The sequence below is a fragment of the Arthrobacter arabinosi genome, assembly GCF_054511115.1.
On sequence record NZ_JBTNDF010000001.1, the window covers coordinates 691,017 to 708,750 of the forward strand.

19 protein-coding genes and 1 pseudogene are annotated in these 17,734 nt (G+C 71.0%); 9 read left to right on the top strand and 11 right to left on the bottom strand.

What is annotated here, in order from left to right; all coding sequences use genetic code 11:
* Positions 1-78: 78 nt before the first annotated feature.
* Both ACX80P_RS03260 and ACX80P_RS03265 read left to right on the top strand, forming a co-directional pair.
* Positions 79-1,164 (top strand): S-(hydroxymethyl)mycothiol dehydrogenase, encoded by a 1,086-nt coding sequence (locus tag ACX80P_RS03260; RefSeq protein WP_459276589.1) that lies wholly within the window; start codon positions 79-81, stop codon positions 1,162-1,164.
* On the top strand, positions 1,164-1,793 hold the full coding sequence (locus ACX80P_RS03265) for an MBL fold metallo-hydrolase (RefSeq protein ID WP_459276590.1): 630 nt from the start codon (positions 1,164-1,166) through the stop codon (positions 1,791-1,793). The genes ACX80P_RS03260 and ACX80P_RS03265 overlap by 1 nt, the downstream gene beginning before the upstream one ends.
* An 18-nt stretch (positions 1,794-1,811) precedes the next feature.
* Here the strand turns inward: ACX80P_RS03265 and ACX80P_RS03270 are convergent, their stop codons facing one another.
* From ACX80P_RS03270 to ACX80P_RS03285, 4 genes are all read right to left on the bottom strand, one after another.
* Entirely contained in the window at positions 1,812-2,597 is a 786-nt protein-coding gene (locus ACX80P_RS03270; protein WP_459276591.1) for a lipoate--protein ligase family protein, read from the bottom strand.
* 56 nt (positions 2,598-2,653) lie between these two features.
* Positions 2,654-3,685, bottom strand: a complete 1,032-nt coding sequence (locus ACX80P_RS03275) for an aldo/keto reductase (protein ID WP_459276592.1) — start codon at positions 3,683-3,685, stop codon at positions 2,654-2,656.
* A 102-nt stretch (positions 3,686-3,787) separates the two neighbouring features.
* The gene (locus tag ACX80P_RS03280) at positions 3,788-4,072 is read right to left on the bottom strand and encodes a DUF427 domain-containing protein (RefSeq protein ID WP_459276593.1); all 285 of its coding nucleotides are present in this window, start codon (positions 4,070-4,072) and stop codon (positions 3,788-3,790) included.
* 112 nt (positions 4,073-4,184) lie between these two features.
* The gene (locus tag ACX80P_RS03285; RefSeq protein WP_459276595.1) at positions 4,185-4,958 is read right to left on the bottom strand and encodes a thioesterase family protein; all 774 of its coding nucleotides are present in this window, start codon (positions 4,956-4,958) and stop codon (positions 4,185-4,187) included.
* A 110-nt stretch (positions 4,959-5,068) separates the two neighbouring features.
* On the opposite strand from ACX80P_RS03285, the gene ACX80P_RS03290 reads away from it, so the two are divergent.
* From ACX80P_RS03290 to ACX80P_RS03300, 3 genes are all read left to right on the top strand, one after another.
* Positions 5,069-6,595 carry an MDR family MFS transporter gene (locus ACX80P_RS03290; protein WP_459276596.1) on the top strand — a complete coding sequence of 509 codons (1,527 nt, stop codon included), beginning with the start codon at positions 5,069-5,071 and terminating at the stop codon, positions 6,593-6,595.
* A 69-nt stretch (positions 6,596-6,664) separates the two neighbouring features.
* Positions 6,665-7,570, top strand: a complete 906-nt coding sequence (ypfJ, locus tag ACX80P_RS03295; RefSeq protein ID WP_459276597.1) for a KPN_02809 family neutral zinc metallopeptidase — start codon at positions 6,665-6,667, stop codon at positions 7,568-7,570.
* 2 nt (positions 7,571-7,572) lie between these two features.
* Positions 7,573-8,382 carry a glycosyltransferase family 2 protein gene (locus tag ACX80P_RS03300; protein ID WP_459276598.1) on the top strand — a complete coding sequence of 270 codons (810 nt, stop codon included), beginning with the start codon at positions 7,573-7,575 and terminating at the stop codon, positions 8,380-8,382.
* Between the two features lie 31 nt (positions 8,383-8,413).
* On the opposite strand, the gene ACX80P_RS03305 is transcribed toward ACX80P_RS03300, so the two are convergent.
* Positions 8,414-9,112, bottom strand: coding sequence for a helix-turn-helix transcriptional regulator (locus tag ACX80P_RS03305; protein ID WP_459276599.1), 699 nt, complete (start codon positions 9,110-9,112; stop codon positions 8,414-8,416).
* Positions 9,113-9,185: 73 nt separating this feature from the next.
* Between ACX80P_RS03305 and ACX80P_RS03310 the strand changes: the two genes are divergently transcribed.
* Positions 9,186-9,926: an alpha/beta fold hydrolase gene (locus ACX80P_RS03310; RefSeq protein WP_459276600.1), complete on the top strand. Its 741-nt coding sequence runs from the start codon at positions 9,186-9,188 to the stop codon at positions 9,924-9,926.
* 148 nt (positions 9,927-10,074) lie between these two features.
* Here ACX80P_RS03310 and ACX80P_RS03315 read toward each other — a convergent pair whose 3' ends face one another.
* Entirely contained in the window at positions 10,075-10,695 is a 621-nt protein-coding gene (locus tag ACX80P_RS03315) for a DNA alkylation repair protein (RefSeq protein ID WP_459276601.1), read from the bottom strand.
* A gap of 156 nt (positions 10,696-10,851) precedes the next feature.
* On the bottom strand, positions 10,852-12,108 hold the full coding sequence (gene fmdA, locus ACX80P_RS03320; RefSeq protein ID WP_459276602.1) for a formamidase: 1,257 nt from the start codon (positions 12,106-12,108) through the stop codon (positions 10,852-10,854).
* A 79-nt stretch (positions 12,109-12,187) separates the two neighbouring features.
* Between fmdA and ACX80P_RS03325 the strand changes: the two genes are divergently transcribed.
* Positions 12,188-12,337 (top strand): hypothetical protein, encoded by a 150-nt coding sequence (locus tag ACX80P_RS03325; RefSeq protein ID WP_459276801.1) that lies wholly within the window; start codon positions 12,188-12,190, stop codon positions 12,335-12,337.
* Between the two features lie 11 nt (positions 12,338-12,348).
* On the opposite strand, the pseudogene ACX80P_RS03330 reads toward ACX80P_RS03325, so the two are convergent.
* From ACX80P_RS03330 to ACX80P_RS03340, 3 genes and pseudogenes are all read right to left on the bottom strand, one after another.
* A pseudogene (locus ACX80P_RS03330) lies at positions 12,349-12,435 on the bottom strand (zinc ribbon domain-containing protein); the annotation flags it as partial.
* A 31-nt stretch (positions 12,436-12,466) separates the two neighbouring features.
* The gene (locus ACX80P_RS03335) at positions 12,467-13,105 is read right to left on the bottom strand and encodes an AmiS/UreI family transporter (RefSeq protein WP_459276603.1); all 639 of its coding nucleotides are present in this window, start codon (positions 13,103-13,105) and stop codon (positions 12,467-12,469) included.
* 172 nt (positions 13,106-13,277) lie between these two features.
* Positions 13,278-14,105: a CPBP family intramembrane glutamic endopeptidase gene (locus ACX80P_RS03340; RefSeq protein WP_459276790.1), complete on the bottom strand. Its 828-nt coding sequence runs from the start codon at positions 14,103-14,105 to the stop codon at positions 13,278-13,280.
* A 248-nt stretch (positions 14,106-14,353) separates the two neighbouring features.
* Here ACX80P_RS03340 and ACX80P_RS03345 point away from each other — a divergent pair, with 248 nt between their 5' ends.
* Positions 14,354-15,037 (top strand): GAP family protein, encoded by a 684-nt coding sequence (locus ACX80P_RS03345; RefSeq protein WP_459276604.1) that lies wholly within the window; start codon positions 14,354-14,356, stop codon positions 15,035-15,037.
* 47 nt (positions 15,038-15,084) lie between these two features.
* A complete protein-coding gene (locus ACX80P_RS03350) occupies positions 15,085-15,966 on the top strand; it encodes a ribonuclease Z (RefSeq protein ID WP_459276605.1) in 882 nt (293 codons plus the stop codon).
* Here ACX80P_RS03350 and ACX80P_RS03355 read toward each other — a convergent pair.
* The gene (locus ACX80P_RS03355; protein ID WP_459276606.1) at positions 15,896-17,734 is read right to left on the bottom strand and encodes an ABC-F family ATP-binding cassette domain-containing protein; all 1,839 of its coding nucleotides are present in this window, start codon (positions 17,732-17,734) and stop codon (positions 15,896-15,898) included. The genes ACX80P_RS03350 and ACX80P_RS03355 overlap by 71 nt on opposite strands.

Sequence of the window (17,734 nt, forward strand, 5' to 3'; positions counted from 1 at the left end):
CACCGGCGCCGTCCCCCATATGCTGGGAGCGGCAGGTCGGTCACCCGGCCGCCGCCCCCAGCGGAAGGACAGCAACACATGGTGCACAGAGTTCAGGGCGTCGTGGTGCGGGCGAAGGATGCCCCCGCCGCCATCGAGACCATCCTCGTCCCGGATCCCGGGCCCGGTGAGGCGCTCGTCGACGTCCTCACCTGCGGCGTCTGCCACACGGACCTGCATTACAAGCAGGGCGGCATCAACGACGAGTTCCCGTTCCTCCTCGGCCACGAGGCCACCGGCGTCGTGAGCGCTGTCGGCGACGACGTCACGACCGTCGCTCCCGGAGACAGGGTCATCCTGAACTGGCGCGCGGTCTGCGGCGAGTGCCGGGCGTGCCGCCGGGGTGAAGCCCAGTACTGCTTCAACACGCACAACGCCACCCAGAAGATGACCCTTGAGGACGGGACAGTCCTCACCGCGGCGCTCGGCATCGGCGCGTTCGCCGAGAAGACCCTCGTGGCCGCCGGCCAGTGCACGAAGGTGGACCCGGAGGCGGACGCCGCTGCCGTGGGCCTGCTCGGCTGCGGCGTCATGGCCGGGATCGGCGCCGCGATCAACACGGGCAACGTCTCCCGCGGTGATTCGGTCGCCGTCATCGGCTGCGGCGGCGTGGGCATCGCCGCCGTCGCCGGAGCGAAGCTCGCCGGGGCCACCACGATCATCGCCGTCGACATCGACGACCGGAAGCTCGAGCTCGCCGAGGGCCTCGGCGCCACGCACGTCCTCAACTCGAAGGACGAGGACCCCGTGGAGGCCATCCGGGCACTGACCGGCGGCCACGGCGCCGACGTCGTGATCGACGCCGTCGGGCGCCCCGAGACGTACAAGCAGGCGTTCTACGCCCGCGACCTCGCCGGGACCGTGGTGCTCGTCGGCGTCCCGACCCCCGAGATGACCGTCGAACTGCCCCTGCTCGACGTCTTCGGCCGCGGCGGCGCCCTCAAGTCCTCCTGGTACGGGGACTGCCTGCCCAGCCGGGACTTCCCGATGCTCGTCAGCCACTACCTGCAGGGCACCCTCGACCTCGACGCCTTCGTCACGGAACGCATCCGCCTCGACCAGGTGGAGGAAGCCTTCGACAGGATGCACGGCGGCGCCGTCCTCCGCTCGGTGGTGGAGCTCTGATGGCCGCGCGGATCGAGCACCTCGTCACCTCGGGCACGTTCTCGCTCGACGGCGGCACGTGGGACGTCGACAACAACGTCTGGATCGTGGGCGACGACGACGAGTGCGTGGTCATCGACGCCCCGCACGACGCCGCGGCGATCGTGGAGCAGATCAACGGCCGCACGGTCAGGGCGATCCTCCTCACCCACGCGCACGACGACCACATCCGGGCGGTCGGCGACCTCTTCGACGCCGTGCACGCGCCGATCTACCTGCACGCCGGCGACCGCCCCCTGTGGGACATGGTGTTCCCCGAGCTGAGCCCCGACCGGTCGATCGGCGACGGCGACACCCTCGACGTCGCCGGGGTGACCCTGAGGGCGCTGCACACGCCGGGCCACTCCCCCGGCTCCGTGTGCTACTACCTGGAGGCGGCGGGCACCGTCTTCACCGGGGACACCCTGTTCCAGGGCGGCCCCGGCGCGACGGGCCGCTCCTACAGCGACTTCCCGACGATCGTCGAGTCCATCCGGTCGAAGCTGCTCACCCTGCCGCCCGGGACCATCGCCCGGACCGGCCACGGGGACAGCACCACGATCGGCGACGAGGCCCCGCACCTCGAGGAATGGATCCGGCGCGGCTCCTGACGCAACCGGGCGCCGGCCTCACACGGGCCGGGCGTCCGGGCCCGGGAGGGCTCCGGGCGTCCGGTCCCAGGTGGGGCCGGGCGTGCCTTGTGAGAGGTCCACGGCGCCGGCGTACGCCGCGAGGAGCGCGTCCTCGACGTCATCGACGGTCACTCCCGGGGCGAGGTCCTCGGCCGCACCCGCGGTGGCGGGCAGCCAGGCGAGCCCCAGGGCCGCGTAGGCGTCCGTCAGGACCCCCCGCAGGGGCGCCGCGTCCTCGACGACGATCACCGACGAGAACAGCCACGCGCCCGCGACGACCCGCTGTGCGGTGCCGACGAGCTTGACCGCCGGGACGCCGTCGAGCCGGCCGTGGACGCTGAACTCGCCCGGGCAGTACTCCCCCGGCACCTCGCCCACGCGGGCGTCGAGTCCGAGGTCGCGGAGCACCCCGGCGAAGAAATCCCCGAAGGCGGCGAAACGCATCCGCGTGCCGGCCACGGCGTCCGGCGCCGGCTCGATGTGGTCGACCACGAGGCATCCGCGGGAGTACGCGGCCGCCCGACCGCCGGCCCGCCGGACGAGCGGCGCGAAGCCGTGCCGCGTGACAGCGGCGGCGGCATCCTCGAAGCCGGGCAGCCGGGCGTCCCGCTGCCCGAAGGCCACGGTGGGGCTGGGACGGTAGAGGCGCAGGGTCGGCGGCCGATCGCCGGCGGCGACCTCGCGCAGCAGTCCGATGCCCCGGTCGAGTTCGGCGGCGGCGTCGCCCGACGGCGGGTCGAGGACGAGTTCCAATCCGGCTGCGCCCTGCCACGGAGTACTCATCCGTCCATCGTAGGCAGTCGGCGGCGCCGGTCACGACGCCGCCCGCCGCCCCGGCGCTACCGGCCGCCGTCGATCGCCCGGCTGCGCTGCTCGATGCCGGGGACGCCGTACGGGTAGTCCGAGAAGGTGGGTGCGCTGACCTCGTCGAGGCGTCCGAGGTCCTCCGCCGTCAGGTCGAGGTCGGCGGAGGCGAGGTTGTCGGCCAGCTGCTCCTGCGTCCGGGCGCCGAGGATCACGGACGTCACGCCGGGCTTCGCCGAGACCCACGCGAGGGCCACGTGCGAGGCGCTGACGCCGCGCTCGGAGGCGATGCCGGTCACGGTGTCGATGATCCGCCACGTCCGCTCCTCGGCGTTGCGCTGCTCCCAGGCCTCCATGCCGCGCTGCGGGTTCTCGCCCAGGCGGGTGGCGCCCGTCGGTGCGGTGTCGCGCGTGTACTTCCCCGTCAGCCAGCCGCCGCCGAGCGGGGACCACGGGAGCATGCCCATGCCGGCGTCGAGCACGGCCGGCACGATCTCCGCCTCGATCTCGCGGACCAGCAGGGAGTACTGGGGCTGGAGGGTGACAGGGAGGCTGTAGCCGCGCAGGCGGGCGATCATCACGGCCTTCGTGAGCTGCCAGCCGGTGTAGTTCGAGAACCCGTAGTAGCCGATCTTGCCCTGGACGACGGCCTCGTTCAGGAAGCCCAGGGTCTCCTCGAGCGGCGTCAGCGGATCCCAGGAGTGCACCTGGTACAGGTCGATGTGGTCCACGCCGAGGCGCGTCAGCGACGCATCCAGCGCGCGTCGGAGGTGGCGGCGGGACAGGCCGAGGTCGTTGACGTCCTCGCCCATCGGGAAACGGCCCTTGGACGCGAGGACCATCCGGTCCCGTTCCGCGGGGTTCTTCGCGAGCCAGCGCCCGATGATCTCCTCCGACGTACCGGCCGTGTAGACGTCCGCGGTGTCGATCAGGTTGCCGCCCGCCGCGGCGTAGTCCGACAGGATGGCGTGGGAGGCCGCCTCGTCCGCCTCCGCGCCGAAGGTCATGGTGCCGAGGGCGAGGTGCGAGACCGAGGTGCCGCTGTTGCCGAGTGTCCTGTACTGCATGGTGCTCCTTCGTCAGGGCGCCGGTCGGCGCCGTCGTCGGGGTCCGTCGTGAGCTGCACGCGAGAGGGCGCCGCCCCGCGGACGGCGCCCTCTCCGGTGGTGTCAGTCGCTGACCGTGACGCCCTTCCAGAAAGCGTAGTGACCGCGGATGTTCTCCGCCGCTTCCTTCGGTTCCGGGTAGGTCCAGGCTGCGTCCGTGTTCTGCTCGCCGTCCACGGTCAGCGTGTAGTAGCTGGCCGTACCCTTCCAGGGACAGACGGTGTGCGTCTCGGTGGGCCGGAAGAGTTCCTGCACGATGGACTCCGGCGGGAAGTAGTGGTTCCCCTCGACCATCACCGTCTCGTCCGACTGGGCGACGACCGTGTCTTTCCAGACTGCTTTCGGCATGCTTCCTCCTGCTCGACGGCGTCCCGCCCGCGGCGTGGACTCGGTACTCCGTAGAACCGCGGGTCGGGCCGGGGCATTCCGGCCGGCCGGGACTCGGTCCGGGGCCGGCGCGTCAGAGCCGACGGACCGTGAGGATCTGCTCGACGCGGCCGAAGGGGCCGTCGAGGTCGTGCACGACGCTGGATGTCAGGCCCACCCCGTGCTCGCCGAAGGTCACCCGGGTGTCCAGGCCGAGCCACTCGCCCCGCGGCATCCGGTGCAGGTGGATCTGCAGGTCGACGTTCGGGAACATCCAGCTGTCGCCCCCCGGCGCCACCCGGGACGCGATCCCGTTCGCGGCGTCCATCATCCCGACGAGCCGCACGACGTCGGGGGTGGGCATCCCGTCCACCATGGTGTAAGGATTGCGCATCCAGACCTGTCCCCTGCCGGGCCGGTGCCCGGGGACCACGCGGACCTCGAGCGACCTGATGAAGCCCCCCGGCCACGCGGTCATGCCCTCGTGCGGACCGGCCTCGTCGGGGCCGGGCATGCGGGGGTCCTCCGCGGCGGCGACGTCGGCGGTGTCCTGCGTGGCGAGCCGCCAGGCCCTGGCGACGATCGCCGTCCGGCCGGCCGCCTCCATGCGGGCCTCGACCAGTTCGATGGTGCGCCCGGGGCGGACGACGGCGGTGGTCACGTAGAACTCGCCGCCCGGGATCATGCCGAGGATGTCGAAGCCCACCCGGCTGAGCTGCATCCCGTCGCGTGGCTCGCATTCCAGCAGGCACTGCGTGAGCAGGCCCGAAATGGGGGCCATGTGCTGCTCCTGCGGGTTCCATGCACCCTGGGCGTGGATCGTCGACTCGAATTTTCCGCTGCCGAGGTCGCGGTAGAAAGAATTCACCCGCCCATGCTAGGCGACGGCGGGTGCGCCCCCCGCTACGGGTCCGGCCGGAATAGAGTCCGGCCGGCCGCGGTTCAGTTGATTGACCGGATCAACCACCGAGGATTCCCATGCCCCAGAGCCCCCCGTCCCGCGTGACGGACGCCACCACCCCCACTGTTGCACCGAACGCCACACCCGGCCTCGTATCGGACGGCGGGCCGGCCACGCCGGGCGCCCTCCCGGCCCGCGACAGGCTCGTCATCACGCTCCTGCTCATCTCGGCGTTCGTGGTGATTCTCAACGAGACGATCATGGGTGTCGCGATCCCCCGCCTGGTCGCGGATCTCGGCATCACGGTGGGGGCGGGCCAGTGGCTCACCACGGCGTTCATGCTCACCATGGCCGTGGTCATCCCCATCACGGGCTTCCTCCTGCAGAGGTTCAACACCCGGCCCGTGTTCATCACGGCGATGAGCCTGTTCAGCCTCGGCACCCTCGTCGCGGCGATGGCTCCGGGCTTCGAGGTCCTCGTCGTCGGGCGCGTGGTGCAGGCCAGTGGCACCGCCATCATGATGCCGTTGCTCATGACCACGGTCATGACGCTCGTCCCGCCGGCGTCCCGCGGCAAGGTGATGGGCAACATCTCGATCGTCATCTCCGTAGCGCCCGCGCTCGGCCCCACCATCTCCGGCGCGATCCTCAGCACGCTCGACTGGCGCTGGCTGTTCTGGCTGGTCCTGCCGATCGCGCTCGCGGCCCTGGCCCTGGGCTCGGCTCGCGTGCAGAACGTGACCACGCCCCGCCGCTCCTCCATCGACGTCCCCTCGGTGGTCCTCTCCGCCGTCGCGTTCGGGGGGATCATCTACGGGCTGAGCCGCCTCGGTACGGAGTCCGCGGACAGTGCGGTCCCCGCCTGGGTCCCCCTGGTCGTCGGCCTGGCCGGCCTCGCGGTGTTCGTCACCCGCCAGCTCGTCCTGCAGCGCCGGGACGCCGCCCTGCTCGACCTGCGGGTCTTCGCCTCGAGGAACTTCTCCATCTCGATCGTGGCGATCGCGGTCAGCATGATGGCGCTCTTCGGCACCATCATCCTCGTCCCGATCTACGCGCAGTCGGTGCTCGGCCTGACCCCGTTCCAGTCCGGGTTGCTCCTCCTGCCGGGCGGACTGGCCATGGGGCTGCTCGGGCCCGTCGTGGGACGCGTCTACGACCGCCGCGGACCCCGCGTCCTCCTCGTGCCGGGTGCGCTCCTCGTGAGCGCCGTCTTCTGGGCCATGACCCGGGTGACGGAGACGACGCCCGTGCCCCTGGTCCTCACCGCGCACGTCCTGCTCAGCATCGGCCTCGCCCTCATGTTCACCCCGCTCCTGACCTCCGCGCTCGGCTCGGTGCGGCCGCGGCTGTACTCGCATGGCAGCGCGGTCTTCGGCACCGTCCAGCAACTGGCCGGCGCCGCCGGCACGGCGCTGTTCATCTCGGTCATGACCGTCCGGAGCGCGTCGCTCGTCCGGACCGGCGATGCGGCCGACGTGGCACTCGCCGGTGGCATCCGGTCGGCCTTCCTGTACGGCGCGGTCATCTTCCTGCTCGCCGTCGTCGCCTCGTTCTTCGTGCGCAAGCCCGAGACGGCGGACGACACCCCGGCGCCACTGCACTAGGTACGACAGCTCCCGGACACGCGGCGAGGCGCGACGGCGACCAACGCTAAGTGAGCTTATGGTTGGTGTATGAGCTTCAATGACAACGTCCGACTCGACCCCTCCCGCGTCAGTGACCGGCGTGGGCGGGGGCGCGGTGCTGCTGTGGGCGGCGGCGTCGGCGGCGGACTCCTCCTCATCCTCTCCCTCATCTTCGGTCCCGGCGTCGTGGACCAGCTCGGCCTCGAGGAGGGGTCCGCCGCCTCCCAGGAACAGGATCCGGGTACGGGCGGCTCGATCAGCGAGTGCCTCACCGGCGCTGACGCCAACGAGCAGCTCGACTGCCGCATCCTCGCCACCGCGGAGAGCCTCGACGGCTTCTGGCTGCCCTACCTCGACCAGTTCGGGGTGACGTACACCCAGCCGGGGGTGGTCCTCTTCACCGGCCAGGAGAACACCGGCTGCGGCACGGCGACGAGCGCCGTCGGGCCGTTCTACTGCCCCGCGGACGAGCAGACCTACTACGACACCGCGTTCTTCGACGAACTGGTCACCCGTTTCGGGTCATCGAGCGGACCCCTCGCGCAGGAGTACGTGGTGGCCCACGAGTTCGGGCACCACATCCAGAAGCTCATCGGGACCCTCGATGCCGCGCAGCAGGACCCGCAGGGCGCCGAGTCCGGCGGGGTCCGCGTCGAACTGCAGGCCGACTGCCTGGCCGGCATGTGGGCGGCACACGCCGTCAGCACGCCCGATCCGGAATCCGGCGAGCCCTTCCTCCGCCCGTTCTCGGACACCGACCTGCAGGACGCGCTCTCCGCAGCCGCGTCCGTCGGCGACGACCGCATCCAGGAGTCCGCGACCGGACAGGTCAACCCCGAGGGCTGGACCCACGGGTCCAGCGCGCAGCGCCAGGCCTGGTTCTCGCAGGGCTACGAGACCGGGGACCTCCGGTCCTGCGACACGTTCGCCGCCGCCGACCTCGACACCCCCTGACCATGCAGGACGGCACCGGCGTGTCCTCCGTTTCCCCGGAGGACCGGTCCGTGGCGGATCGCCTCGCCGTCGTCGTGCCCGTCTTCAACGAGCCGGGCATCACGCGCACGCTCGAGGCGCTCCGCCGGCAGCGCGATGCCGGGGACCTGCGGATCTACGTCGTGGACAACGGGTCCACGGATGACACCGTGCAGCGCGTCGAGATGTTCGCCGCCGCCCATCCGGCCCTGGACGTCCACCTCCTGGTGGAGCGGCAGAAGGGCACGGGGGCCGCGTGCGATACCGGGTTCCGGGCGGCGATCGCGGACGGATTCGCGCTGGTCGCCCGCACCGACGGCGACAGCGAACCCGAGCCCGACTGGACCACCCGCATCCGCACCCTGTTTGCGCACCACCCCGGGGTGCAGCTGGTCGGCGGCACGAGCGTCCCGCTGCGGGACGAGCACTTCCGGTGGGGCGATGCCCTGCTCATGCCGGGCGCCCTGGCGACGCTGCGGATCATGATGAGCGTGCAGCACCTGGACCGCGCCTACCTGCGCTTCGTCGCCGGCCACAACATGGCGGTGCGCTCCTCTGCGTACCTGGCGACCGGCGGCATCGGGCGGACGTCCATCGACGAGCGGGACGAGGACATCGACTTCTCCGTCAGGATCTCGCGCCGGCTCGGCCGCACCGCGGTCCGGATCGACCCGCGGCTGCGCGTGGCGACATCGATGCGCCGCGTCCGCCGCTACGGCCTCGGACTGATGGGGGTCCACCACCTCGTGCCGGCGCTCCGCGGGAAAATCGTCAGGACCATCGACATCCGCTAGCCGTCCTGCCCGGAGAGTCCGATCGAGCGACTCACCTGTCCCGACCGTGCACCGCTCCGGCGTTCGCCGGAGGTTCCCCGACCTCGTCGACGGTATGGCCGCCGCAGGCCGTCGTGGTCACGGTTGCCCGCCCGATGCGCGACACGGTGAACCATCGCATCGCGTTCCGCAGTCGACACCACCCGACGAGGTACCACTGGCCGTTCGTGGAGGCGAACAGCACGGGTTCGACGTCGCGGGTGGTCGTGGTCCCGTCCCTGGACGTGTAGCGGATGCGGATCACCCGCTGCTCGGCCATCGCCTCCTCCAGTGCGGACCTGATGGTGCGCGAGGAGGAGGGAGTCGCCCTGACCCAGACGCGGCCGGCGAGCTCGTCGGCGCGTGCCCGGGTTCCGGGATCGAGGACGTCCAGGATCTTCTGGATCCCGGTTGCTGCCAGATCGGCGTAGGGCGCATCCGGTGCAGCGGACACTGCCGCCAGGAGTGCCACGGCCTGCGCCGGGGACAGGCTGACGGGCGGCAGGGACGCGCCTACAGCCAATCCGTAACCGCCGCCCGGACCCGGGCGGGACCATACGGGTGCGCCGCTGTTCCCCAGCGCAGTGAGGTCTCTCTTGATCGTGCGGACGGACACGCCGAACTCGCTCGCCAGCCGCTCGGCGGACGTCCCCCGCGTGCCCCTGCGGCGCAACATCTCGGATAGAGCGTGGAGCCGTTCGACTCGTTTCACAGTTCGGAATCCGGCACATTCATGACATGAACAGTGACATACCCTTGTCCGTGATGCCTGCGAGGGTAGTCGCATGACGACTACAAGGAGCAGTCCCTTCATCGTTCTCCTCGCCGGCCACTGGCTGGGCGCCTGGGCGTGGGACGAGGTGCTTGAGCACCTGGGAAACGGCCACTCCCGTGCAATCGCGATGACCCTGCCCGGTCTCGACGGCGACGATCCCGAGCGTGCGGCGAAGACCCTCGACGACCAGGCCGCAGCGGTCCTGGATGTCTTCGCTCGACTCGGGGTCTCCGAGGACCAGCCCGCGACTCTCGTCGCTCACAGTGGTGCGAACGCTCCCGCCAGCCTCGTGCTCGACCGACACCCCGAGCTCGTCCACCGGGTGGTGTGGGTGGACTCCGGCCCTGTAGCGACGGGAAGCGCGTTCGCCCCAGACCTCCCGGAGGAGGTGGAGGAGCTTCCGCTGCCGTCCTTCGACGTCCTCGCACAGCAGGCGAGCCTCGAGGGCCTGAGCACAGAGGTCCTCGAGCGTTTTCGGGCCCGTGCCGTCCCTGAGCCCGGCTCCGTGCTTCGTCAGCCCGTCGAGCTCACGAACGATGCCCGCCGCTCGGTGCGGACCACCCTGGTGTGCTGCTCGATCCCGAGCGCGCAGGTGCTGGAGCTGACCCGCGCGGGCCATCCCATGTTCGCCGAGGTCGCGCACATCGAGCACCTCGACGTCATCGACCTGCCGACCGGGCACTGGCCCATGTGGAGCCGTCCCCGCGACCTCGCCGATGCCATCCGGTCAACGGCTCCTCGAACCAGCTGAGCTGCACGTACACCACGCCAGGGACGGCGGGTCGCCCACCTCGTCGTCGACGACGGACCATACCTCCGAGGCTGAGCATCGTGGAGAGCCAACGGGTCCGGTCAGTACAGCCGGCCGACCTGCCCCCGGCGCGCCCGGCCGGGCGGATTCAGGCCGCGCCGCTGGTCCGCACCCGGACGATGGCCTCCTCGACCGCAGGCACCCGACCCTGGCCGGCGCCCGAGACGAGGCGGACCGTCCGGCGGAACGCGGCGTCGTCGCCGTGACCCGCCCGGAAGGCCGGCAGATGGGCGAGGACCGCCGCCCGGCGGAGCGCGGCGTCCTGCCCTGCCGCCCACCGCTCCAGGACGGTCGCCGCCCGGCGGGCGTCCTGGCCGTGCAGCCGCAGCAGCATCGGCCCGACGACGTCCACCGCGAGCGGATCGGCGAGCTCGGGCAGGGTCGCCGAGCGGACGAACCCCTCGATGCGCGTGAGGTCGGAGTGGCGCAGGAGGCGGTCGGCCGACTGCAGCAGGACCACGGCCGCCAGGCGGCGCTCGAACACGGGCCGCGACCACAGGTCGGAGGCGAGGGACATCACGGCGTCGTGCCCGAGGTCCGGGTACCGGCGCTCCGCGTTGCGGACGGTCCCCCGGACCGCACCCACGGAGGCACCGTAGTACTCCAGGCCCGTCCCCAGGCGACGCTCGTAGTCCTCGGCACGCTCCCACGAGCTCTCGTACTGGAGGGCTTCGTCGATGAAATCGGCGGCGTCGGAGGTCAGGGGCATCCGGCGGGCGTCCTGGTCAGGATGCCCGCCGATGGAACGGACGCTGGGGTGTCACCGATGGAGTCGATCCTACGGGCCGCGGTGCCGGGACGGGTACTCGCGCCCCGTCCCTCCCGGGGGAACGCGCCTGGAGGTCGTTCGATCAGGACTTGTCGATCAGGAGTTGTTCGATTTGGGAGCGCCCATGCCGGGGTCGATCCTGTGGGGACCGGCTGCGGAGGGGCGGACGTCGAAGTCGAAGATCGCCGTCGGGATGTAGACGGTCGAGCAGGAGTTGGGGATGTCCACCACGCCCGACAGCCTGCCCTCGATCGGAGCCGACCCCAGCAGCAGATAGGCCTGCTCCGGGCTGTAGCCGAACTTCGTCAGGTAGTCGATCGCGTGGAGGCAGGCCCGCTGGTAGGACAGGTGCGAATCGAGGTAGTGCTGCTTGCCGTCGAGGGTCACGGAGGTGCCGGAGAAGGCGATCCACTCGCTGTACCTGGGCTCGACGATGCCGGGCATGAAGATGGCGTTCTCCCTCACGCCGTAGGTGTCCATGCCGCCCTTGATCACATCGACGCGCAGGTCGATGAAGCCGCCCATCTCGATCGCTCCGCAGAAGGTGATCTCACCGTCGCCCTGCGAGAAGTGGAGATCGCCCAGGGACAGGTTCGCACCGTCCACGAACACGGGGTAGAAGATCCGCGTGCCCTTCGACAGGTTCTTGATGTCCTGGTTGCCGCCGTTCTCCCGCGGCGGTGCGGTGCGGGCCGCCTCCCCCGCCACGCGGTCGAACTCCGACGCCGGCAGGCTCCCGAGCAGGGCGTGCTCCGCCTCGGGCGGCAGCGCGAGCGGAGGGACGCGGTGCGGGTCCGTGGCGATCAGGTCGCCCTCGCGCTTGTTCCACGTCGCCAGTAGTTCCGCAGAGGGCGCGGTGCCCATCAGGCCCGGGTGGATGAGGCCCACGTAGGACACCTCCGGCACGTGCCGCGAGGTCGCCACCTGCCCGCTGAAGTCCCAGATGGCCTTGTAGGCGTCGGGGAACTGGTCCGTCAGGAAACCGCCGCCGTTGTTCCGCGCGAAGATCCCGGTGTAGCCCCACCCCTGTCCGGCGAGCGGGCCCGAATCCTCCTGCGGGATCGGTCCGACGTCCAGGATGTCGACGACGAGGAGGTCCCCCGGTTTCACCCCTTCCACAGCGAAGGGGCCGCTGAGCTTGTGGACGGTGAGGAGCGGCGCATTCAGGATGTCGTCGGCGGAATCGTCGTTGACGATGGCGCCGTCGAACCATTCCCGGCAATGGACCCGGAAGGAGTCTCCCGGCTTCACCGTGGCCACCGGGGGGATCTCGGGGTGCCACCGGTTGTGTCCGACCTTCTCCTGGTCCTCGAACGTCCTGCTCGAATCGAGGGGGAATATCACGTCAGGCATTTCATCTCCTTTGATGTTCGTCGTCGCGCTCCCTGACTAGGGTCGCGGCAGTTTCCTGTGAAGCGGATTCGTCGTGTAGGTGGGGGCCGTCCTTCTGCCCGTGGACGGGAGCGCCCCGGAGACCACCCGGGGCTCCGACGCGCTGCGCGTGGTCGAATCGATCAGCTGGAAGGCCGCTGTTCCCGTTCTGGACACATGGGGTGCACTGATCTTCCGCCGGGCAACCTGACCGCAGGTCGGGCAGGTGTCCTCCGCCGGTGCCGCCCCCATGGCGCGGACGATCTCGTAGACCTCGCATCGGGGGCAGCGGTACTCGTAGATCGGCATGGAGCAGGCCTTTCTTTCCGGGGACGGGGGATCAGGCGGGCGCGGCTACCGCTCCCTCGTGCGCGGAAGGGTTCCGATGCGGAATGCCCTTGCGGCCGAGGAGGAAAGCCGCCACCAGGGAGGCGACCGCACCGACCGCCACCACCAGTGCGATCCCGGTGGTCGCCTCGTACCGTCCCACCAGCAGGAAGAAGGCCGGGATGGTGCCGGTGAGGTGGGCGACGAAGATCGTGAACCAGCCCGTGGTGTAGGCCAGGGCTTCCCTCCCCAGGCCGAGCAGCAGGAAGAACAGCAACCACAGGACGGCCCACGTCCACCAGATGACGCCGAAGACGGGATCCCCCACGAGGGTGAACTGGAGGGCACCGATCACGACCGCGCAGACCGCGACGAACAGCGAGAACCAACCCAGGCCCTCGCCGCCGATGCCGGTCATCTGGAGGATCCCGACATACAGGTAGGTGAATCCGAACAGATAGAGGCCGGCTGCCCCGAAGATGGTCGGCAGGTCGTTGTTCGCCTGGATGAGGATGATCGTCGGGAAGACGACCTGCATCACCCCGACGAAGAAATTGAGAATTGCAGCAGACCTGCCCGGGACAATTCCGAGGAGCATCAGGCCATTGATGAAGAGAACCGCCCCGACGTATAACAAACCGACACTGCTCATAGCACTCCATTGCGAAACGAAGAGTGGGATCCTGAGGTGAGAATGCGATTCCCGCCCGGACATTTCCCTCGGGCCGGAAAGAGCGTGACATCCGCGGTATGGGGTTGTGACGGCGATACTAGTCCTGGCCTAATTGCCTGTCAACGTCGTGCAATTCGTCGATGGCGGCGCTTCAGTAGACGAAGATGTCGAACCACGTCCGGTTGTGCGCGTGGATCAGGACGAGGAACAGCACGAAGTCGAACAGGAGGTGCACGCAGATGATGTAGGACAGCGAGCGCGTCCGGGTGAAGATGAAGGCCTGCAGGAGCGCGAACGCGACGATGAACACCGGCGCCCACGCCCTGAAGCCGAGCTCCCACAGGAACGAGGTGAACAGGACCGCCTGCAGCATGTTGGCCTGCGCCATCGGCAGGTGCCGGCGCAGGAGGGCGAACACCGTGCAGATGAAGAACAGTTCGTCCCAGATCCCGAGCCCGTTGGTGCCGACGAACAGGCGGGCGATCTCCCCCGGTTCCGACGCCGCCGGCCAGTTCGTGTAGACCCCGGTGCTGATCATGTAGAACGGCAGCAGGGCGTAACCCATCACGACGACGGCGGGCAGATACCACTTCTCCGTGCGGGTCCACGGCTCGCCGGTCCGGATGGGGAAGGTGACCGCGTGGTCGCGGTACACGAAGCGCGAGACCGTGTAGGGGACGCCGACGGCGAGGATCATCGCCGAGCCCATCACGGCCATGTGCTCGCTGCTGATGTCCGTGGTGATGGGCACGAGGGTCATCACGGTGACGCCGAAGGTGATGAGCGCCAGGTCCCGGAACAGGGCGCGGTCGACGACGGCGGCCACGGCGAGCGCCGCGGCGAGCAGCCCGTAGCCGATCAGGTCCTGGTGCAGTACGAGCAGGACGAAGCCGGCAAGGGACACCAGGGCTGCGGGGACCAGCGCCCGCGAGGGCGTGTGCCAGCTGCCTTCCGTCCAGGACCGGGACGCCGCGAGCATCGCCGACCGAGGCGCCGCGTCCGACGCCCGCTCTGCGGGTTGCTCCACGATGCGCGCTCCTTCGACGGGATGCCTGTGCGGACACGGTACCCGCATCCTCGGCCTGCCGCTCCCCCGTCTCATCCGCGGGGGGTGAGACCCCGGCCCGTCCCCGCGCCGACAATGAAGGCAGCATTCGCCCCCGGTGCCGGCCGGCGTGCCTGGTGACGCGTGAGGAGCAAGCATGACGTGCCCCGTGTATGACCCCGGTGCCTCGTGAGCCCGCCATGCTGAGCCTGCTGTTCAGTCTGGTGCCCATCGCCCTCGCGGGGACGATCAGCACGGTGCCCGTGAGCGTGACGATCATCATCCTGCTGTCCCCCAATGCCCACCGCGGCGCCTCGTCCTTCCTCGTGGGCAGTGTCGCGGGGGCCGTCCTGCTGGTGGGCGCTGCGACGGTCGGACTGCGCTTCCTGCCGGTCCGGCAGGCGGCGAACCAGAACGTCCAGCTGGCCGTGGCCGGCCTGGTCGTGGCGACCCTCGTGATCGGCTACGCCGTGTACGTCCTGTCCCGCACCAGCCGGACCGACAGCGCGGTCCTGGGCCGGCTGCGGACCCATGTCGGCTCGGCCCGTCCCTGGGAGTTCGTGGTCCTGGGGCTGGCCCTGAACCTGCGGCCGAAGGCGATCCTGCTCTCCCTGACCGCCGGCGCCCTGATCGGGCTCCAGGACCTGGGGCTTCTCGCGGGCACCGTGGTCGTCCTCGGGTACGTCGTGGTCGCCCAGTCGCAGATCCTCGTGCCGATCGTCCTGCAGATGCGCCGGCCCGAGCGTGCCGACGCCGTGCTCACGGGGCTGGAGGCGTGGATGCAGCGCCACGGCGGGACGATCACGGGCATCACCCTCCTCGTCGCCGGGCTGTTCATCGCGGGCCTGGGCATCGCACGGCTGTGACCGTGCTGAACCCGTCCCTGCCGCCGTCCCGGTGCAAGACTGGGGTCATGCGTGAGCTCGTCATCCTCGGCACGTCCTCCCAGGCGCCCACGCGGATCCGCAACCACAACGGCTACTTCCTGCACTGGGAGCAGGAGGGGTTCCTCCTCGATCCCGGCGAGGGCACGCAGCGGCAACTCATCCACGCAGGCGTCTCGGCGTCGAAGATCGACCGCATCTGCCTGACCCACGTGCACGGGGACCACTGCTTCGGGCTCCCGGGCGTCCTCTCCCGCATGGTGCTGGACGGCGTCGAACATCCGGTGCACCTGCACTACCCGGCGTCGGGCGAGGAGGTGGTGCGCGCGCTCGTGTTCCTCGCCACGCCGGGGCTCGACCTGCACCTGCATCCCCACGGCGCCGCCGGGCCGGTCGCCCCGGGCCTGGAGGTCGAGAAGCTGCATCACCGCGTCGAGGCGTTCGGCTACCGCGTCACGGAGCCGGACGGTCGCACGTTCCTGCCGGACAGGCTCGCCGTCGCCGGCATCGCCGGGCCCGACGTCGGCCGCCTGCAACGCGAGAGGCGCCTCGGGGCGGTGGGGCTCGACGACGTCAGCGTGCACCGGCCCGGGCGCCGCTTCGCCTTCGTCATGGACACGGCGCCGTGCGACGGCGCGTCCGCGCTCGCCGAGGGCGCCGACCTCCTCGTCACCGAGAGCACCTTCAGCGACGACGACGCCGCGCTCGCCGCCCGGTACCTGCACCTCACGGCCGGGCAGGCGGGCTCTCTCGCCGGCCATGGCGGCGCCGCCACGCTCGTCCTGACGCACTTCTCGTCACGGTACGACGACGTCGGGCTGCTGGCCGCGCAGGCGCAGGTCACGGCCGGCGCGGCGACGGTGGTCGCGGCGTCGGACCTCGACCGCATGCCGTTCCCGGCGCGCCGCTGACCCCGGCGCCGGCCGGGTCATCGCGAGCCTGCCAGTGCTCGGCGGCGCCCGCCGCGAGCTCGAGGCGACTGCCCTGCCAGATGCGCCGGAGCCACCGGTCGTGGGAGGCGACGACGACCGCCCCGGGGTAGCCGGGGATGAGCGCCTCGAGCTTGGTGGCGAGGAGCAGGGAGAAGTGGTTGGTCGGCTCGTCGAGGAGCAGCACGTCGGGTGGGTCGGCCAGGAGGATGGCGAGGGCCAGCCTGCGCTGCTGGCCGACGCTCAGCACGTGGACGGGCCGGTTCTCGTCCCGCGGAGCGATGAGCCCGAGGGTCCGCAGCGGGGTCTGCTCGCTGACGGGTCCGACGGCGTCGTCGTAGGCCTGCAGGGCCGTCCTCCCCGGTCCGCGGCCGCGCGGGTCGGGGAGGTCGACGTCCTGGGCGAGCAGGCCGATCCGCAGCGACGGGGCCGCCTCCACGGTCCCGGAGGTCGGGGAAAGGTCCCCGGCCAGGAGGCGGAGCAGGGTCGACTTCCCGGACCCGTTGGTTCCCGTGACGAGCCACTTCTCCCCCGCCCCGAGCACCAGCGACGTCGGGGCGAGTCGGCCGCGTACCGCCGCCTCCGTGGCGGTGAGGGCGGGCCCCGTCCCCGCCCGTCCGGCGGGTGCGCCGGCCGCGGTGAGGCCCTGGAAGCGCAGCTCCTGCGGCGGCCTGCGGATCTGCCCGCCCTCGAGGGCCGCGAGGCGGGCGGTGGCGTCGTCGACCCTGCGGGACACCGCCTTCGCGTTGCGGTCGGAGTAGAACTTGAGGCTCGCGCGTCCTTCGGAGCGGGGGGACCAGTCCTCATGGCCCACGAGGTGGCTGTCCGACACCGTGGCGCGGAGCCGCTTCAGCGCCGCCTGCTCGTCCCGGTACCGGCGGTCCCACCGCTCCCGCGCGTCGAGGCGGGCGTGCACGTAGTCGGTGTAGCTGCCGGTGAACCGGACCGCGCCGATGCCGGTGCCGTCGCCGTCGGCCACGAGGGGTCCGGCGACGGCCTGCGGCAGCGGCGCGGGGTCGAGGTCGATGAGGGTCGTCACGGCGTCGTCCAGGAACGCGCGGTCGTGGCTCGCGATGAGCACGGGCCCCTGCCAGTCCTCGAGGAGGGTCGTCAGGTAGCGGGCGGCGTCGTCGTCGAGGTGGTTGGTGGGCTCGTCCAGGAGCAGGACGTCGGGTGTGCTGAGCAGGAGCCAGGCCAGGGACAGGCGGGAGCGCTGCCCGCCGGAGAGACTGCCCGCCGGCCTGTTCCCCGCGAGTTCGGCCAGGCCGAGACCGGCGACGACGGCGGCGATGCGCGCGTCGACGTCCCACGCGCCGACGCGCTCCGCCGTGTCGAGGGCCGCAGCGTACGCCGCGCCGGCCGCCGCGTCCTCGGGGGCGTGAGCCAGGGCACGGCCCGCACTCGACACGGCGTCCGCCGCGGCGCGCACGGGGGCGACGGCGGATTCGAGTGCCTCGGTCATCGTGGCGGAGGGGGCGAACGGCGGTTCCTGGTGCAGCAGGCCGATACGCGGCGGTACTCCCCCGGGAAGCGCCGCGGTGACGGCGCCGCCGTCGGGGTGGGTGAGGCCGGCGATGATGCGCAGCAGGGTCGTCTTGCCGGAGCCGTTCTCGCCGATGAGCCCGGCGCGCTCCCCGGAGACGGTGAAGGACACCTCGGTCAGGACGCGGCGCGCCCCGAAGGTCTTGGAGACGCCGTCGACGCGCAGGTGGGCGGCGGCATGCAGGGACGGGGAACGGGAAGTGGCCAT

Excerpts from the sequence above, each read along its gene's own strand:
- ACX80P_RS03300 (WP_459276598.1), top strand. The coding sequence starts at position 7,573 with ATGCAGGACGGCACCGGCGTGTCCTCCGTTTCCCCGGAGGACCGGTCC.
- ACX80P_RS03340 (WP_459276790.1), bottom strand. The coding sequence starts at position 14,105 with ATGCTCGCGGCGTCCCGGTCCTGGACGGAAGGCAGCTGGCACACGCCC.
- ACX80P_RS03270 (WP_459276591.1), bottom strand. The coding sequence starts at position 2,597 with ATGAGTACTCCGTGGCAGGGCGCAGCCGGATTGGAACTCGTCCTCGAC.
- ypfJ (WP_459276597.1), top strand. The coding sequence starts at position 6,665 with ATGAGCTTCAATGACAACGTCCGACTCGACCCCTCCCGCGTCAGTGAC.
- ACX80P_RS03350 (WP_459276605.1), top strand. The coding sequence starts at position 15,085 with ATGCGTGAGCTCGTCATCCTCGGCACGTCCTCCCAGGCGCCCACGCGG.
- fmdA (WP_459276602.1), bottom strand. The coding sequence starts at position 12,108 with ATGCCTGACGTGATATTCCCCCTCGATTCGAGCAGGACGTTCGAGGAC.
- ACX80P_RS03265 (WP_459276590.1), top strand. The coding sequence starts at position 1,164 with ATGGCCGCGCGGATCGAGCACCTCGTCACCTCGGGCACGTTCTCGCTC.
- ACX80P_RS03355 (WP_459276606.1), bottom strand. The coding sequence starts at position 17,734 with ATGGCCACTTCCCGTTCCCCGTCCCTGCATGCCGCCGCCCACCTGCGC.
- ACX80P_RS03315 (WP_459276601.1), bottom strand. The coding sequence starts at position 10,695 with ATGCCCCTGACCTCCGACGCCGCCGATTTCATCGACGAAGCCCTCCAG.
- ACX80P_RS03310 (WP_459276600.1), top strand. The coding sequence starts at position 9,186 with ATGACGACTACAAGGAGCAGTCCCTTCATCGTTCTCCTCGCCGGCCAC.
- ACX80P_RS03280 (WP_459276593.1), bottom strand. The coding sequence starts at position 4,072 with ATGCCGAAAGCAGTCTGGAAAGACACGGTCGTCGCCCAGTCGGACGAG.
- ACX80P_RS03260 (WP_459276589.1), top strand. The coding sequence starts at position 79 with ATGGTGCACAGAGTTCAGGGCGTCGTGGTGCGGGCGAAGGATGCCCCC.
- ACX80P_RS03290 (WP_459276596.1), top strand. The coding sequence starts at position 5,069 with ATGCCCCAGAGCCCCCCGTCCCGCGTGACGGACGCCACCACCCCCACT.
- ACX80P_RS03275 (WP_459276592.1), bottom strand. The coding sequence starts at position 3,685 with ATGCAGTACAGGACACTCGGCAACAGCGGCACCTCGGTCTCGCACCTC.
- ACX80P_RS03335 (WP_459276603.1), bottom strand. The coding sequence starts at position 13,105 with ATGAGCAGTGTCGGTTTGTTATACGTCGGGGCGGTTCTCTTCATCAAT.